The 16,508-nt window shown below is 43.6% G+C and carries 15 protein-coding genes; 1 reads left to right on the top strand and 14 read right to left on the bottom strand.

From position 1 onward, the window contains the following. The 11 genes from IGJ74_RS09490 to IGJ74_RS09440 all read right to left on the bottom strand — a co-directional run bounded on the left by IGJ74_RS09490 (position 1) and on the right by IGJ74_RS09440 (position 10,455). Entirely contained in the window at positions 1-1,080 is a 1,080-nt protein-coding gene (locus IGJ74_RS09490) for a carbamoyl phosphate synthase small subunit (RefSeq protein WP_005235984.1), read from the bottom strand. 1 nt (position 1,081) lies between these two features. After that, on the bottom strand, positions 1,082-2,365 hold the full coding sequence (locus tag IGJ74_RS09485; RefSeq protein ID WP_087664147.1) for a dihydroorotase: 1,284 nt from the start codon (positions 2,363-2,365) through the stop codon (positions 1,082-1,084). A 36-nt stretch (positions 2,366-2,401) separates the two neighbouring features. Next, complete coding sequence (locus IGJ74_RS09480) at positions 2,402-3,328, bottom strand: aspartate carbamoyltransferase catalytic subunit (RefSeq protein WP_005235988.1); 927 nt, start codon at positions 3,326-3,328, stop codon at positions 2,402-2,404. Between the two features lie 47 nt (positions 3,329-3,375). Continuing rightward, a complete protein-coding gene (locus IGJ74_RS09475; RefSeq protein WP_005235990.1) occupies positions 3,376-4,656 on the bottom strand; it encodes a solute carrier family 23 protein in 1,281 nt (426 codons plus the stop codon). Positions 4,657-4,675: 19 nt separating this feature from the next. Beyond that, complete coding sequence (gene pyrR, locus IGJ74_RS09470; protein WP_005235992.1) at positions 4,676-5,212, bottom strand: bifunctional pyr operon transcriptional regulator/uracil phosphoribosyltransferase PyrR; 537 nt, start codon at positions 5,210-5,212, stop codon at positions 4,676-4,678. A gap of 243 nt (positions 5,213-5,455) precedes the next feature. Further along, positions 5,456-6,364: an RluA family pseudouridine synthase gene (locus IGJ74_RS09465; protein WP_061054170.1), complete on the bottom strand. Its 909-nt coding sequence runs from the start codon at positions 6,362-6,364 to the stop codon at positions 5,456-5,458. Continuing rightward, on the bottom strand, positions 6,348-6,833 hold the full coding sequence (gene lspA / locus IGJ74_RS09460) for a signal peptidase II (RefSeq protein WP_005226122.1): 486 nt from the start codon (positions 6,831-6,833) through the stop codon (positions 6,348-6,350). Before lspA ends, IGJ74_RS09465 begins: the two co-directional genes overlap by 17 nt. Then, the gene (locus IGJ74_RS09455; protein ID WP_005235996.1) at positions 6,830-7,537 is read right to left on the bottom strand and encodes a CBS domain-containing protein; all 708 of its coding nucleotides are present in this window, start codon (positions 7,535-7,537) and stop codon (positions 6,830-6,832) included. The genes lspA and IGJ74_RS09455 overlap by 4 nt, the downstream gene beginning before the upstream one ends. After that, a complete protein-coding gene (locus IGJ74_RS09450) occupies positions 7,530-7,937 on the bottom strand; it encodes a hypothetical protein (RefSeq protein WP_005235998.1) in 408 nt (135 codons plus the stop codon). The genes IGJ74_RS09455 and IGJ74_RS09450 overlap by 8 nt, the downstream gene beginning before the upstream one ends. A gap of 228 nt (positions 7,938-8,165) precedes the next feature. Beyond that, positions 8,166-9,836: a formate--tetrahydrofolate ligase gene (locus tag IGJ74_RS09445; RefSeq protein ID WP_207463006.1), complete on the bottom strand. Its 1,671-nt coding sequence runs from the start codon at positions 9,834-9,836 to the stop codon at positions 8,166-8,168. A 208-nt stretch (positions 9,837-10,044) separates the two neighbouring features. Beyond that, a complete protein-coding gene (locus tag IGJ74_RS09440) occupies positions 10,045-10,455 on the bottom strand; it encodes an EbsA family protein (protein WP_087664149.1) in 411 nt (136 codons plus the stop codon). Positions 10,456-10,520: 65 nt separating this feature from the next. Here IGJ74_RS09440 and IGJ74_RS09435 point away from each other — a divergent pair, with 65 nt between their 5' ends. Continuing rightward, positions 10,521-10,937 carry a ribonuclease HI family protein gene (locus IGJ74_RS09435; RefSeq protein ID WP_005236004.1) on the top strand — a complete coding sequence of 139 codons (417 nt, stop codon included), beginning with the start codon at positions 10,521-10,523 and terminating at the stop codon, positions 10,935-10,937. Here IGJ74_RS09435 and cls read toward each other — a convergent pair. The 3 genes from cls to alaS form a co-directional block, all read right to left on the bottom strand. Beyond that, positions 10,917-12,383: a cardiolipin synthase gene (cls, locus tag IGJ74_RS09430; RefSeq protein ID WP_008379854.1), complete on the bottom strand. Its 1,467-nt coding sequence runs from the start codon at positions 12,381-12,383 to the stop codon at positions 10,917-10,919. The two genes, IGJ74_RS09435 and cls, sit on opposite strands and share 21 nt — an antisense overlap. A 24-nt stretch (positions 12,384-12,407) precedes the next feature. Beyond that, positions 12,408-13,550 carry a cation diffusion facilitator family transporter gene (locus tag IGJ74_RS09425; RefSeq protein WP_005236009.1) on the bottom strand — a complete coding sequence of 381 codons (1,143 nt, stop codon included), beginning with the start codon at positions 13,548-13,550 and terminating at the stop codon, positions 12,408-12,410. Between the two features lie 277 nt (positions 13,551-13,827). Further along, positions 13,828-16,470 (bottom strand): alanine--tRNA ligase, encoded by a 2,643-nt coding sequence (gene alaS / locus IGJ74_RS09420; protein ID WP_005236010.1) that lies wholly within the window; start codon positions 16,468-16,470, stop codon positions 13,828-13,830. Between the last annotated feature and the right edge of the window lie 38 nt (positions 16,471-16,508).

Below are 16,508 nucleotides of genomic sequence, written 5' to 3'. Positions count from 1 at the left end.
TTAGTTCTGCTCCTTCCATGCATCGATCATCTCTAAAAATTCGTCAAATAAGTGGACCGCATCATGCGGGCCCGGTGCCGCATCTGGGTGGTATTGGACACTGAATGCTGGGTAGCGGCGATGACGAACCCCTTCGATCGTGCCATCGTTCACTTCGACGTGTGTCACCATTAGTTTTTCAGGATCGATGGATGCTTCATCCACAGCAAAGCCATGGTTTTGTGAGGTAAAATCGATCCGACCAGTGGCGATCTCTCTTACCGGATGGTTCAATCCGCGGTGACCGAACTTCATTTTATAGGTATCTGCCCCATTCGCTAATGAGAAGAGCTGATGGCCTAAACAAATCCCGAAGATCGGTACCTTGCCTTGAATCCCTTGTATCATTTTAATTGCTTCTGGCAAGCTTTTAGGATCACCCGGTCCATTTGTCAGCATTACACCATCTGGTGCGAGGTCTAAAATTTCTTGCGCTGTCGTATTGTATGGTAAAATCGTTAAATTGCAGTTGCGGCGTGACAATTCCCGTAAAATACTGTGCTTCAAGCCGAAGTCGATGACCACGATATTGCGACCCGTTCCAGGACTTGGATAAGGTTTTGAGGTAGAAACTTGTGCCACTTGATTGGTTGGTAAAACCGCCGCTTTTAATTGATCAAAGGCATGGTCAAAGACATCTCCTGCATCAACGATACTCGCTTTCATGGTCCCATGTTGACGGATCTTTCTTGTCAGCGCGCGTGTATCGATTCCTGCGATCCCTGGAATATTTTTGCGTTTTAAAAATTCATCTAACGTCAGCTGTTTCCGCCAATTGCTCGCTAGACGCGCGTGTTCTTTCACAACGACCCCTTTACATGTCGGTGAAATTGATTCGTAGTCGTCTCGGTTGACGCCGTAATTTCCAACCATCGGATACGTAAACGTAATGATTTGTCCGTTAAAACTTTGATCCGTAATGGCTTCTTGATAGCCCGTCATGCTGGTGGTAAAAACAATCTCACCAAAAACATTGATACTGGCACCAAAGCCTTCGCCTTCAAAGTATGTTCCATCTTCTAAAATAAGCCAACGTTTCATATTATTGCCCACCTTTTTGCCATACTAATTTTCCATTTACAAATGTATAACTTGTATCCCCATATAACGTCCATCCACCGAAAGGCGTATTGACTCCTTTTGATAGAAATTGCTTAGGATCCACGTTATAAGCTGATTCTAAGTCAAAAATCGCGAGATCGGCTTTGTCTCCGACCATCATCGTTCCGGCGCTTAGACCAAAGATTGATGCTGGTTTCACGGTCATCCAATCCACTAGTTGCTGCAAGGTAAAGCGTCCTGTTTTGACAAAATGAGTGTACAACAATTGGAAGGCATATTCTGATCCGACGATGCCAAATGGTGCTTTTGAAAAGCTTTGCATTTTTTCTTCATAGCCATGTGGGGCATGATCCGTCGCGATACAATCGATCGTGCCATCCAGCAGACCTTCGATCAACGCTTCACGGTCTTCTTGCCCACGTAACGGTGGGTTCATTTTCCAAAAGCCTTCATCGGCAGGAATATCTTCATCGATTAGAAGCAAATGATGAGGAGAAACTTCAGCTGTCACATGGATACCAGCTTTTTTGGCATCTCGGATCACTCGAACACTTTCTTTGGTCGAGACATGGCAGACATGGTAATGAGCACCCGTTGCTTCCGCCAAAAGTACATCACGAGCGATTTGAGAAGCTTCCGTTACACTCAAGATCCCCGGTAGTCCAAGTTCTTCTGCTTTTTTACCAGCATGCATCACGCCGCCAAAGAGTAAGGAGTCATCTTCTGTATGGGCAACCAAGGCCAAGTCATTTTCGGCTGCTTGCTTCATTGCCAGATACATTGTGCCAGCAGTCTGAACACCCACGCCATCGTTCGTCAAGGCGAAAGCGCCAGCAGCTTTCATTCCAGCTGCATCCGTCAACGTTTCACTGCGTAAGTTTTCAGTGATCGGGGCGTATTGTAAGACATTGATTGACGCATCTGCGTTGATTTTTTCGTAAACAGCTGTTAATTTTTCCGGTGTATCGGGAACTGGATCAAGATTTGGCATTGCGCAAACTGTCGTGAACCCACCACGAGCTGCTGCGATGCTGCCTGTTTCGATTGTTTCTTTGTATTCAAAGCCTGGTTCTCTGAAGTGTACATGAACATCCACTAAACCTGGCGTGATCAATTGCTCTTTGGCATCGATGACTTCGTCAAAATCTGTTTCGGGAAATGCTGTACCGATCCCGCGAATGATTCCTTCTTCGATCCAAATTGCTGCAGGAACACAGTGATTGTCTTTTTTGATGATTTTACCGTTTTTAATGAGTGTTTTCATGTAAACTTCCTCCTCTAATTCATTCCTTTTTGCCTGTTAGGCCTTACCGTTCAACACTGCTTCAAGAATCGCCATTCGAACAAAGACGCCATTGGACATCTGTGTGATGATTCGCGAGCGCAAGCTTTCAACTAAGGCATCAGCCAACTCCACATCGCGATTGACCGGTGCTGGGTGCATAATGATCGCATGCTCTTTCATTCTTGCGGCGCGTTCGACGGTCAACCCGTGATTTTTTAAGTATTCTTCTTTTGAAAAGCTTTCCGTTCCATCATGGCGCTCGTGCTGGACACGAAGCATCATCATAACATCGACTTCTGCGACCAATTCGTCTAATGGTAGCCAATGACCGTATACTTCAAATTCTTCGTCATACCATTCCTTTGGACCTGAGAAGAAGACTTTCGCTCCGAGACGCTTCAACATTTGCATGTTTGATTTTGCGACCCGTGAGTGGGTGATGTCACCTACGATTGCGACTTTCAAGTCGTCAAAATGCCCAAACTCTTCATAGATCGTCATCAGATCTAGCAAGCATTGCGTTGGGTGTTGGCCGCTGCCGTCCCCGCCATTGATGATACTGCACTGGATCGTTTTGCTTTGGATCAAAGCGTCGTAGTAATTTTCATCGCCGTGGCGAATGACCGCAACGTCTACACCTAAAGCCGACATCGTCAAGACCGTGTCATACAAGGTCTCGCCTTTTTGAACAGAACTGGTGGAGGCTTCAAATTCGATGACTTCGATCCCTAGTTTTTTCTCAGCAACATCGAAGCTTTTGTGGGTTCTGGTACTGTTCTCAAAAAAGAGATTTGTTGCGAAATATTGTTCTTTTTGGGGCATCCATTTCGCCCCTCTTTTGAATTCTTGTCCTCTGCGGATGAGTCCCATCACTTCACGGTCCGTCAATGCTTCTACCGTCAAAAGATGCTTTAAGCTGATTCTTTCGGATTGAATAATCATGAATGAATTCCTCCTTTGATTCTGTTTAAACGATGAGTTGGTACAAGTTATTTTTCTTCGCTGCGAGAGCTGTCAGGTAAAATAAGATTCAAGAAGATCCCTAGGACAGTTGCTAACGCCATTGCGGATAATGTGAAGGTACCGACCGTGAAGACAAGACCGCCGATTCCTACCACAAGGATCACTGACGCAATGATCAAATTCTTCTTACGATCAAAATCGATTTTGTTGTCGATCAAAATTTTCAACCCGCTGGCAGCGATGACGCCAAAGAGCAGGAAGCTGATCCCTGAGATGACTGGACCAGGAATACTTAAGATCAATGCGCTTAGTTTTCCAACGAAGCCTAGTACGATGGCTAGAACTGCTGCTCCACCGATGACGAACACACTGTGGACCCGTGTAATTGCTAAAACCCCAATGTTTTCTCCGTAACTTGTCACTGGGGGGCCCCCAACGAGACCGGCTGCAATTTGAGCAAACCCATCGCCCAATAGTGTTCGGTTCAAGCCTGGCTCTTCAAAAAAGTTCCGCTTCGTTAATTTGTTCAAGACCATCAGATGACCGATGTGTTCGGTCATGGTAACAAAAGCGATCGGCGCCATCGTAGTGATTGCATTCAGATACAGTTTTGGTTCATAGTTAATGAAGGGAATCTCGAAGCTTGGCATGCCAAACCAGTTGGCGTCAATGATGGGCTGCACATCGACGATCCCCGCTGCTAAGGCGATCAAGTATCCGCCCACGATCCCCAGAAGGATCGGGATCAATCCTAAAAACCCTCGCAGAAACATATTGAAGAAAATCGTTAATCCTAAGGTAGCCAAAGCTACCAGAATGTACTTGAAATCGTAGACTGAGTCATTGTACATTGCATTCTGGGCGGCGTTAGCGGCTAACCCTAATCCAATCACCATAATCACAGGACCGACAATGATCGGTGGTAAGATCTTATCCAACCAAGCTGCACCGGCACGTTTAATGATCATCGAAACGATCACGTAAACCAACCCAGTCGTGATGGCGCCTTGTGCGATAGCTGGGTAGCCATCAGATTTCATCAGCATCTGCATCGCTGCGATAAACGCAAAGCTGCTGCCTAGATACGCAGGAATCTTCCCTTTCGTTGTGACCAAGTAAACCAATGTTCCAATACCTGAACTAACTAAAGCGATGCTGGGGTTGATCCCAACGAGGATCGGAACTAATACTGTTGCCCCAAACATCGTGAAAAGATGTTGTAAGCTTAGACCTAACCAAGGCAGTGCTTTGGGCCGATCTTTGATGTCTAAAACTGCGTCTGGATTACGAAATTCTTGCTTCTGCATGTTGCTGTCACTCTTCTTCCTAGTCGTTTTCTTTATTGATCATGATCCGGTCAGAACCATCTGATTCTTCCATCTCCACGATAATTTCTTCACTTAAAGCAGTTGGAATATTTTTCCCAACGAAATCTGCCCGAATCGGCAGTTCACGATGACCGCGGTCAACTAGAACGGCGAGTGAGATTCGCTTTGGTCGACCAATATCCATGATGGCATCCAAAGCTGCCCGAATCGTCCGTCCTGTAAACAAGACATCATCGATCAAGATGACTTCTTTGCCATCAATGGCAGTCGGGATGTCTGATGAATGGATCTCTGGATCATCTTCTGCCTTTTTGTCATCTCGGTACAAGGTGATGTCCAATTCACCGACAGGTACTTCTACGCCTTCTAGTTGTTTTAAACGTTCTGCTATTCGTTGAGCGATATAGATGCCTCTTGTCTTGATTCCTACCAGCACCAAGTTATCAATGCCGCGATTTCTTTCAATAATTTCATAGGTGATCCGCGTTAACGCTCGTTTCATTGTTACTGCATCTACTACTTCTTTCGCTGCCATATGTTATTCCCTCCTAATTTTGAACATAAAAAAACTCCTACCTGCTTGAGGTAGGAGTCATGTTTTCCGATCGTTGCCTAAAATCCCATTCTGTGGATTTTGGGTACACGTTATCATCTAGTAAGGGTTCGAATCTCCAACGCGGGAGTCGTCTGCTTACTCATTCCTTCTTAGCCTCACGGGACTACATTTAAAGGAGCTATTTAGTTGTTACAATTACTATACAGTTCTCACACAAAAAAATCAATCATTTTTTCGCAATTTTTTTAACGTGTCCGCGAACAGCTCTGGTAATGGGGCTTCAAAGACCATTGACTCACCCGTAGCGGGATGTGCGAAACCTAAAAGCTTGGCGTGTAAAAACTGGCCGTTGCCTTTTAAGGTACGCTTTGGTCCGTAGATTGGGTCACCGGCTAACGGGAACCCGATATATTGCATATGCACTCTAATTTGGTGGGTTCTTCCAGTTTCCAATTGCAATTCCACCAAGGTAAATTGATCAAAGCGTTCCAACACGGTGAAATGAGTCACTGCGGGTTTGCCATTCTCGATCACGGCTTGCATTTTCCGATTGACTTTCGAGCGGCCGATCGGTGCATTGATCGTGCCTTTTTCGTGGCTGATATTGCCATGGACCAATGCCACATACTTGCGTAACGAGGTTTTGTCTTTCAATTGTTTCGCTAACGACTCATGCGCCTGATCATTTTTGGCAATCATTAACAGACCCGACGTATCTTTGTCGATTCGATGAACGATTCCTGGCCGAACAACATCATTGATCGTGGATAAATCATCCATATGGTACAATAACGCATTGACCAAGGTGCCATTTGGATGCCCAGCGGATGGATGAACCACCATCCCTTGCGGCTTGTTGATGACTGCCACATCAGCATCTTGATAGACGATCGTCAAAGGAATATTTTCTGGCTCTAAATCTACTACTTCCGGCTCTGGCACTTGGATGACCAAGTGATCGCCTGCTTTTACTTTATAATTAGCCCGAACCGTTTCACCTTCTAAAGTAACGGCATCTTCTTTCAGCCATTGTTGAACTTGTGAACGGCTATGGTCAGGCAAGCGTTCAGCCAACACTTTGTCGACCCGCCCTTTTTCTTCTTTAATGATTACTTCAATTTGCTTTTCCATTTGATTCTCCTTGTTTCCCTTTTGCTTCGTCATCTACCAGTGCATAAATAAAAATCAAGATTACCCCAAACACTAATGACATATCAGCGATATTGAAAATTGGGAAATTGATAAAATCAAGCTGGAACATGTCCACCACAAAGCCATGCTGCAAGCGATCGATGAAGTTTCCGATAGCGCCACCTAGAACAAATGCCAATCCAAAGCGAAACCACAAACTGCTTTTTTGGTAACGAAACAATAGGTAAACAACGACGGCAACCGCGATAACGGTGATGATCGCAAAAAAAGTGATTTTTCCTTCTAGAATACTCCAAGCTGCACCGGTATTCTGAAGATAGGTCAGGGACAACACATTGTCGATCAGAGAATGTGTTTCACCTAGTTGATAATTGGCAACGATCCAAATTTTCAGCCATTGATCCAAGCCAATGACAACAGCACTTAACAAAAAAAACAACGCGATCATAAATTTTCCACTCTTTCTTCTTTAAAAATATCTCGTGGACGGATGATGCCCAAGAGATTTCCATTCGGATTTTTATCCTTGGTGATCAAAACCGCCTCAAGCAGGGCATTTTTTTGAAACAATTCTTCCACTTCTACGATGGTCGTTTCTGCCGACACGAAACAATAATTTGATCGTTTCCCATCTCCTGCTAATAATTCATCTGCCGTTCTGCCTGTCAACTTGATTTCACCATGGAGGCTTTCTTTCGCTAACCAGTATCCCAGCATCCGCAAAGTGATCAAGCCCAAAAATCGACCATTATCATAGATCGGAAATTGTGAATAGCGCTTTTGGGCAACGATTTTCAATAACTCTGGTAATGGCAGGTGCTTTTCAAAACCAGTCACTCGTTTCGCAAAACGCGGCATGACTTTTTCAGGTGCCAGTAAAGAGCGTTCAATTTCTTGAATGCGATTGACGACCCATTCATTCGGTTCAGCAATGACAAAGTTTTCTCCGATTTTTTCATGTACGATGGCATTGCGCAGCTGAGCCATTTGTAATAGATCATCTTCTGCTCTTCTGACATTGATATTTTTGCTTTTTGACAAGCGACGAACCATTTCAGAAAAACCCATATTCCGTGGATTATCCAATTCGTCACGAAGCCGCTTTTCGATTCGATTAAAACTACTCAAAAATTGATCTGCACCACTAGCCATGAGGAACCTCCTTGATAAGATACGCTTTTTTCAAATAAATCAAAACAAAGACAAAATATGCCACCAAATACACCCCGACAAAAAGCAACGAGTAAAGGGAGATAGAGAATAAGCCCAATACCCCCATCATGAGAAAAAGGCTTAAATAAAAGCCGATATATAATCTTTTAAGCGTAGGATTCATCACGATCTCCAGCTTGAGCGCTGATTGGCCTTGTGGTAGCTGAAAAGGCTGACTTTCTAAAAAAAACATGCGCACACGAATCGGTGTCTGCTCAGCTAACTCTAAAAAAATCGTTTGCTGATGATTGATGGCAGCGATTCTTTTTTTCCCTTGCATGACCTCTAAGGGACTGCCCATTCCATAAAAACCAGTCCTCCTAGTTAGTTGTAGCTCCATTGACAAAGATCACCTCAATTGGTTAAGTATACTTGATTATCAAAAGAAAGAAAATAGACTTTTGCTTGCTTCCTTGATTATTATAACAAGAATCCCTACTTTTATCTTCCATCACGTCTAATGAACGAGAAAAAGACGAATGCCGCTTGCATCCGTCCTTTCAAATCATCTCTTTCCGTTTTTTCGTTTCAAATGCAGCGAATGTCTTCTTTGCTTGTGATCACTCTTTTAGAAAAGACCGATTGCTTGGCCATCAGAAGTCACGTCCATATTGATAGCCGCAGGTTTCTTCGGTAATCCAGGCATTGTCATCACGGCACCAGTCAAGGCAACGATAAAGCCAGCACCTAATTTTGGCACGAATTCGCGAATCGTTACTGTAAAGTCATCTGGTGCGCCCAATCGCTTTGGATCATCACTGAAGGAATACTGGGTTTTTGCCATACAAATCGGCAGCTGATCCCAGTCTTGCTCTTTGAAGCTTTGTAACTGCGCTTTGGCTTTTGGTGCAAACTCAACCTCAGCTCCTCCATAGATTTCCCGCACGATCAAAGAAGCTTTATCCGCTAAAGGCAAATCGTCGGTATACAAGCGATGATAGTTGGCGGGTTTTTCCTCGATTAGTTGAACCACTGCTTTTGCTAGATCCGTTCCACCGGCGCCACCTTCTGCCCAAACGGCTGTCCGTGCGATGGTGACGTCGATTTGCTGGCACAAGGTTTCGACTAATGTTCGCTCCGCTTCTGTGTCTTGTGAGAACTCATTAAGCGCAACGACAACTGGAATACCATATTTACGCATGTTTTCAACATGACGCTTTAAATTACTGAAGCCTCGCTCTAATGCTTTTAAGTTTTCTGTCCCTAAATCAGCGACAGCGACCCCACCATGCATCTTCAGTGCTCTGATCGTTGCTACCACTACGATCGCATCTGGTGCCTTTGATAAATTCGGTGTTTTGATATCAAGAAATTTCTCTGCGCCTAAGTCAGCACCAAACCCAGCTTCGGTCACCGTGTATTTGCCTAAGTGCAAAGCCGTCTCGGTTGCGATGACACTGTTACACCCATGGGCGATATTCGCAAAAGGTCCGCCATGGATCAGCGCAGGGGTTCCTTCAATCGTTTGAACGAGATTCGGTTTGAGGGCATCTTTTAAAAGTAAGGCTAAAGCACCTTGGACCGCCAAATCTTTTACGTAAATTGGTTGTTTCTCAAAAGAATAACCAATTAAAATCTTTCCTAATCGCTCTTTTAAATTATCAATGCTTGTTGCCAAGCACAAAATCGCCATGATTTCACTAGCAACGGTGATGTCAAAACCGTCTTCTCGGGGAACGCCTTGTAACGGTCCCCCTAGACCGACAATCACTTGTCGTAACGCTCGATCATTCAAATCGACAACGCGTTTCCATGTGACCCGACGTCCGTCGATCCCTAATTCGTTGCCTTGTTGGATATGATTGTCGATCAACGCAGACAAGGCGTTATTGGCAGCCGTGATCGCATGCATATCACCTGTGAAATGTAAGTTGATGTCTTCCATCGGTAGAACTTGTGCTTTGCCGCCGCCGGTGGCGCCGCCTTTGATGCCCATTACTGGGCCCAATGATGGCTCACGTAAGGCGATGACGGTTTGCTTGCCGATTTGATTTAACGCATCTGCAAGTCCAATGGTCACGGTTGATTTACCTTCCCCTGCTGGCGTTGGGCTGATCGCTGTGACTAAAATGAGTTTACCCAGCGGATTGTTTGCTTTTTCGTTGATTGCTGACCATTCGATTTTTGCTTTATATTTGCCATAAAGTTCTAGGTCATCCCCTGTTAAACCAAGTGGTTCAGCAATTTCAATAATCGGTTTAGGCATTGATTCTTGTGCAATTTCGATATCTGATTTCATTTTTACCCTCAATTCACGAACTATTTAGCACTTTAAAATGCATTTTGTTTGCTATGCTCTTATTATACTTGATTTTATTCAGAAAGAAAGAGAGATTTTCCACACTTTTACAAGAAGTTTGCCGAATCCTCTATGTAAACAAAAACAACGTCCTTCCTAAGGCTGTGCCGCCAAAAGGAGTGATCGCTGTTTTCTAGATTTCTATGAATTACTCGTTGGTTTCGACCTGCACCCTTTTTTCAGGGATTTTTTCTTGAAAAAAAGTTTCTAACCATACCACATCTTTTTTACGTAACGTGAAGGTATACGTTTTTTGATGATCGGTAATGCTGATTAAATGGTTTTCAATTTGCCATTTTTCTATCTCAGGTAAAGAAACAAGGCGTTTCTTCCATAAGCGGGCATAGCGAATAAGGAGCAAATCATTTCTGATGAGCATGCTTCGGTGAATACCTAACCATACAAAAAAGAAAAAGACGGCTAAAACGAGGTTGCTTTTCCAATAAGGTCTGGTATTTTCTAACGAAAGAATCAAACTGATAAATAATATCATCATAGTAAACGACCAATAAATGATCGCTGTAGCAGCTTCCGGTTGCCAATACAATTTACGCTTCATAAAAGTTCCTCACAACATAAAATTTCTAGTATACTATCTTTATCATATCAAAAAAGGGTGAGACAATGTTAAAAGTTTATCTTGATGCTTCCACGAAAGGCAACCCCGGCCCTAGTGGCGGTGGAATCGTCATTGTCGGTACTGATCTGCATGAGCAAATTGCGTTTCCGCTACCTGATTCAACTAACCACCAAGCAGAGTTCGCTGTGATGGTAAACGCGTTGCAGCTGCTGATTGACAAAGGGTTACAGGAACAGACGATTATGCTCTATACCGACAGCAAAGTCGTTGCGCAGACTATCGACAAGAATTATACCAAAAACCCTGCTTTTTCTGATTATTTAACGGAAATTCAATGCTTGTTGAAACAGTTCCCTTTAGCGATCATCCAATGGATCCCTGAGAGCCAAAACAAAGGTGCCGACCATTTGGCACGCCAAGGATTAGCAAAGGCGTTGAAATTAAAGGATCGGAGACAATAACCGAGAGAAGTTTTGTTTGAAGCGCAACCAGTAAGACTGCTTAGCTAAAATTTCATCCGTCAGTAATGTGGATTGCGCCATATCCTCTTCAAAGAAGCCTTTCAACGTTTGCGTGACATCGTGATCGTAGGCAAAAGCATTGACTTCAAAATTCAAGGCATAACTCCGAATGTCTTGATTTGTCGTCCCAAAGGAACTAATGGTATCATCCATCATGACCGTCTTCGCATGGAGGAAACCATTGTTATAGATGTAGATTTTTGCACCACGACGATGCAAATAATTGGCATAATGCTGTGTTGCCCGGTAAATGAATGGGTGGTCAGGCATACATGGGATCATGATTCGGACGTCTACACCTGAGTGGATGGCAATTTCCAATGCGTTCATCATACTGTCATCAGGAATCAAATAAGGCGTTTGGATCCAAATCGATTCTTTGGCAGCTAAGATCATTTTTACAAAACCGCCTTTGAGAATTTGGGTCTCACTTTCAGGACCATCAGCGACAATCTGCAAATCAACATTTCCAGAGAGCTCTTTCGGCGGTAGAATAAAGTAGCGATCCTCGTATTCCAGTTGATCCTCTTCTTTTTTTACAGATGCGTTCCAGTCACGAATAAAAATCTCTTGTAGTGTAAAACTGGCAGTACCTACGATTCTCGCATGGGTGTCTCGCCAATAGCCAAATTTGGCCTTTTTCCCTAAATATTGATCGCCGACATTAAAGCCGCCAGTCCAACCAATTTGACCATCGATCACAACGATTTTTCGATGTAGATGATAGTTCAATCGTGTGTTACGGATCAGGTTCTTCGAAGTGATGAAAGGCACGACTTTTCCACCGGCATCAATCAACGGTTGAAAGAATTTCCGATTGGCTTTCGGTGACCCCCATGGATCATAGACCAAACGCACTTCAACACCTTCACGGGCTTTATCGATCAAGATAGACAGAAATTGGCCACCGATCTCATCATTAAAAAACGAATAATATTCCACATGCAGATTATCTTCTGCTTGCTTCATGTCTTCAAACAATGCTGCAAATTTTTCTTTTCCATCTGTATAAAATTCTACTTTGTTTCCTTTAGTCAAGGGCGATTCATCAAGGTTCTTAAAATAGCGCTCTAATAGATGATTGTCATCTGAGTAAGGATGTTCAGGAAAAGAATAATTGTGCACTTTGATGATTTGATTCAACTCATTGATCCTACTTTGGTGGTGCTCACTAAATTTATAAATAATTTCTCCGTCGATCCCCCGACCACAAAACAAGTACAACAAAAACCCGATGCCGGGGATGAATACCAACGTCATCATCCAAGCAAAGACACTTGCAATCGAGCGTGGTTTCCGAAAAACAGTAATAAAGGCAGCAATCGTATTAATAAACAAAAGTGCCAATAATACCGTGGAAATCATGCTCATATCCATTTTTATCATAGTTTCCTCCTATATCCTGTAACCCTATAATAGGTAACTATGATCGAAAGCAAGCTTCAATTCATAGTCCCCTAGTGTTTCTTTGATTTTTTGTTTCAGCATTTCTTCGATTTCTTGATCACTATACGCCGATTTTGCGGGAATCACTAAATCAAAAGCCAACAGATCTCCTTTGACCTGAAAATCATGCATCCGTAACTGCGGATCAACGAAGCGAATGATCTTTGACACTTCTTTTTTTAAATACCGATACTGCTGATCTTGAATTGGTACTGGATCAAGATGACAGACAAGGTCGACCTTTAAAGATTGGCGAAAATCTTGTTCAATAGCATCAATCACCTCATGCGCTTCTCGTAAAGACCACGTTTCATCCACTTCGATATGCACACTGGCAAAGCGATTTTTCGGTCCATAATTATGAACCAGTAAATCATGGTAACCGAGAATCGTCGGATAGTGATCCAAGCGCTGCTCCATGGCAGCTACTTCTTCTTGCGTTGGGCGTGCCCCTAATAATTCGTTGATAAAGGAACGAATCATTTTGATTCCGCTAATCAAAATATACAAGGCAATCAGACAGCCGACAAAGCCATCGATACGTAGGCCAGTCAACCACTCGATCGTCGCTGAAAACAAAACCGCACCCGTTGTATACACATCGTTGAGACTGTCTTGCCCACTGGCTTTAAGTGTTTGAGAGCCAATCAGGTTCGCCAGTTTGCGGTACATTGCTCCCTGCCAGATTTTGATCAAAATCGATAAAACCAAAACGATAAACAATAGTGGTGAAAGACGGATACTCGTCGGTTCCATGATGCGTTGCACAGAGCTGATGAGAAATTGACCGCCAACAAACGTGATGATCAAAGATACCACAAACCCACTGATGGCTTCAAATCGCTCATGTCCATATGGATGTTCACTGTCGGCTGGTTTCGCCGAGATCCGAAAACCGATCAATGTTAAAATAGACGAGGCTGTATCTGAAAGACTGTTGATGGCATCGGCCATAATCGAAACAGATTGTGCAGATAAGCCAATGATAAATTTTCCGGCAAATAATAGGAGGTTGGAAAGCAACCCGAGGCTACCCGCTAACTTCCCAATGGCTGTGCGTTCGTAGACACCATTTTTTTTGCTACGATTTAAAAAAAAGTTTAGCAAATCATCACCCTCTCAAAAAACCATCTTTCTTATTTTACCCCGAAGGAATTCAATTAAACAACTATTCGTATCGCTTTTTCGAAAAAAAAGCGAATTCCCTTCAATTATCGAACGCATTTTCAGATAACACGTAGGAAAAAAGGAAAAAGATAACGGAAGGGTCTCCCCCTCCGTCATCTTCGTTCAAAAAAGGAATGTGTTAAAGACCTACGCTCCTCTTTCACCTATCTTCTTAGAAGGAAAGGAACTCGCGGGTACAGATTCAACCATAGTGTGCTTACTTGGCAGCTAACCACGCTGCTGCGGTCTCAAGTGCTGCTGTGATTCCTTCAGGATTCTTCCCGCCGGCTTGTGCCATATCAGGACGGCCGCCACCGCCGCCACCAACTTTAGGTGCGATCTCTTTGATCAAATCGCCCGCTTTCAATCCTTTTTCATTGGCTACTTTGTTCATAGCAGCTAAAAGATTCACTTTGCCATCATTCGCGGTAGCTAACACTAAAATATCAGAATGGTCTTTTTGTTTCCATTGATCGGCTAGTTGACGTAATTGGTTCATGTCCTTAACAGTCACTTTCGCTGTGATTAGACGCAGACCATTTACTTCTTTGACATCTTTGAAAACATCCCCTGCTTGCTGATTTGCTAACTTGCTGGCAAGAGCTTCGTTTTCTTTTTGCAATTCACGTAGCTGCGCTTGCAGTTGTTCTGTTTTGGCAACGACTTCTTTTAATTGGGCAGATTTAACGATTCCTGCGATTGCTTTTAATTGCGTTTCTTCTTCATGCAATAACGTATAGGCCTCTTGACTAGTCACGGCTTCGATCCGACGAACACCAGCACCGATCCCTGATTCAGAAACGATTTTGAAAATACCGATATCCTCCGTATTTGCCACATGGGTTCCCCCACATAATTCGATCGACCAATCGGCAACATTGACGACGCGAACGTCATGCCCATATTTTTCACCAAAGAGTGCCATCGCTCCCATGCCTTTTGCGGTATCGATATCCGTTTCGATCGTCACAACAGGGAGGGCTTCCCAAATTTTTTGGTTGACGATTTGTTCCATTTGGCTCAGTTCTTCGCTGGTCACTTGCCCGAAATGACTAAAGTCAAAGCGCAAATGTCCTGGAGCAACTAATGAACCTGCTTGGTTCGCATGGCTACCTAATACTTCTTTTAACGCTTTATGCAATAAGTGAGTCGCCGTATGATTTTTGATAATCTTATTGCGACGATGCTGATCCACTTGTAAGAAATAGTTCACGCCTTCTTGTAGTGGCGCTTTGACTGTAGCAGTATGCAAGAACTGACCGTTCGGTGCTTTTTTGACATCCGTCACTTCCGCTACGATCGTACCATCTTCTGCTACGATTGTGCCTGTGTCCGCAACTTGTCCACCCATTTCTGCGTAAAATGGTGTTTCGGCAAAAATCAGTTTTGCTTCACCTGTCGAAACAGAATCGTGTAACGCTTCGTCTTGGATGATCACTAATAATTCACTGTTAGCTTCAAGTGAATCATAGCCAACGAAACGGCTGTCTACTTTGATATCCGTCAATAAAGCGGATTGTACGCCCATTGAAAGCTCCGTTTGTCGAGCCGCACGAGCGCGGGCACGTTGTGCATCCATTTCTTGTTCAAATCCTTGATGGTCCACTTTCAACCCTTCGTCTTCCGCCACTTCTTCTGTCAATTCAACTGGGAAGCCGTAAGTATCATACAATTTGAAAATATCTTGACCAGCTAACGTATCTTGGTTGTCTGCTTTTACTTGGGCAATCACTTGATTTAAAATATCTAACCCTTCATTGATGGTTTCATGGAAACGTTCTTCCTCGTTGCGGATCACTTTTTCAATAAATTCTTGCTGCTCTAGTACTTCAGGATAGTAGCTTTCCATGATCTCGCCAACGATCGGTACTAATTTGTATAAGAAGGCAGCATCGATCCCTAATTTTTTCCCATGCATGACTGCACGACGTAATAAACGACGTAAAACATAGCCACGGCCTTCATTTGAAGGAAGTGCCCCATCGCCGATCGCAAAAGAAAGCGCGCGGATATGGTCTGCAATCACTTTAAAGGAGATATCTGTCGTTTTGCTGTCGCCGTAGTTCACACGACCGCTTAAATCTGCCACTGCATTGATGATCGGCAGAAACAAGTCTGTTTCAAAATTGGTTGGTGCATTTTGAACGATGGAAACCATTCGTTCCAGCCCCATCCCCGTATCAATGTTTTTATGTGGTAGTGGTTCATAGGAGCCATCTGGTTGATGATTGAATTCTGAAAAGACCAGATTCCAGATTTCCAAATAGCGCTCGTTTTCGCCACCAGGATAGTTTTCGGGATCATCTTCCGCTACGTCATTAAACTCAGGACCACGGTCATAGAAAATCTCCGAATCCGGTCCACATGGTCCTGCACCAATGTCCCAAAAGTTGTCTTCAATCTCAACGATATGCTCTGGTGTCAAGCCGACTTCTTCTGCCCAGATCCGTTTTGCTTCTGTGTCTTTTGGATAAACCGTGACATATAACTTTTCTGGATCAAAAGCCATCCATTCTGGGGAAGTCAAAAACTCCCATGCCCAATGAATCGCTTCATTTTTGAAATAATCGCCGATCGAAAAGTTTCCTAGCATTTCAAACATCGTATGGTGTCTTGCTGTTTTCCCAACGTTTTCGATGTCGTTGGTCCGAATTGATTTTTGCGCATTGGTCATTCTTGGGTTTTCAGGAACAACACTGCCGTCAAAATATTTTTTTAGCGTTGCCACCCCTGAATTGATCCATAATAGGGTTGGATCGTTGACTGGGACAAGGGACGCACTTGGTTCAATTGAATGACCTTTTGATTGAAAGAAGTCCAAAAACATTTGGCGTACTTCTGCACTGGATAATTGTTTCACGTTATTCTCCTACTTTCTTCTGTGTTCGCTTAAGATAC

It is taken from the genome of Enterococcus sp. AZ009 (assembly GCF_050548785.1).
Taxonomy (GTDB): Bacteria; Bacillota; Bacilli; order Lactobacillales; family Enterococcaceae; genus Enterococcus_D; species Enterococcus_D entomosocium.
This window is presented reverse-complemented; position numbering and strand designations above follow the sequence as displayed.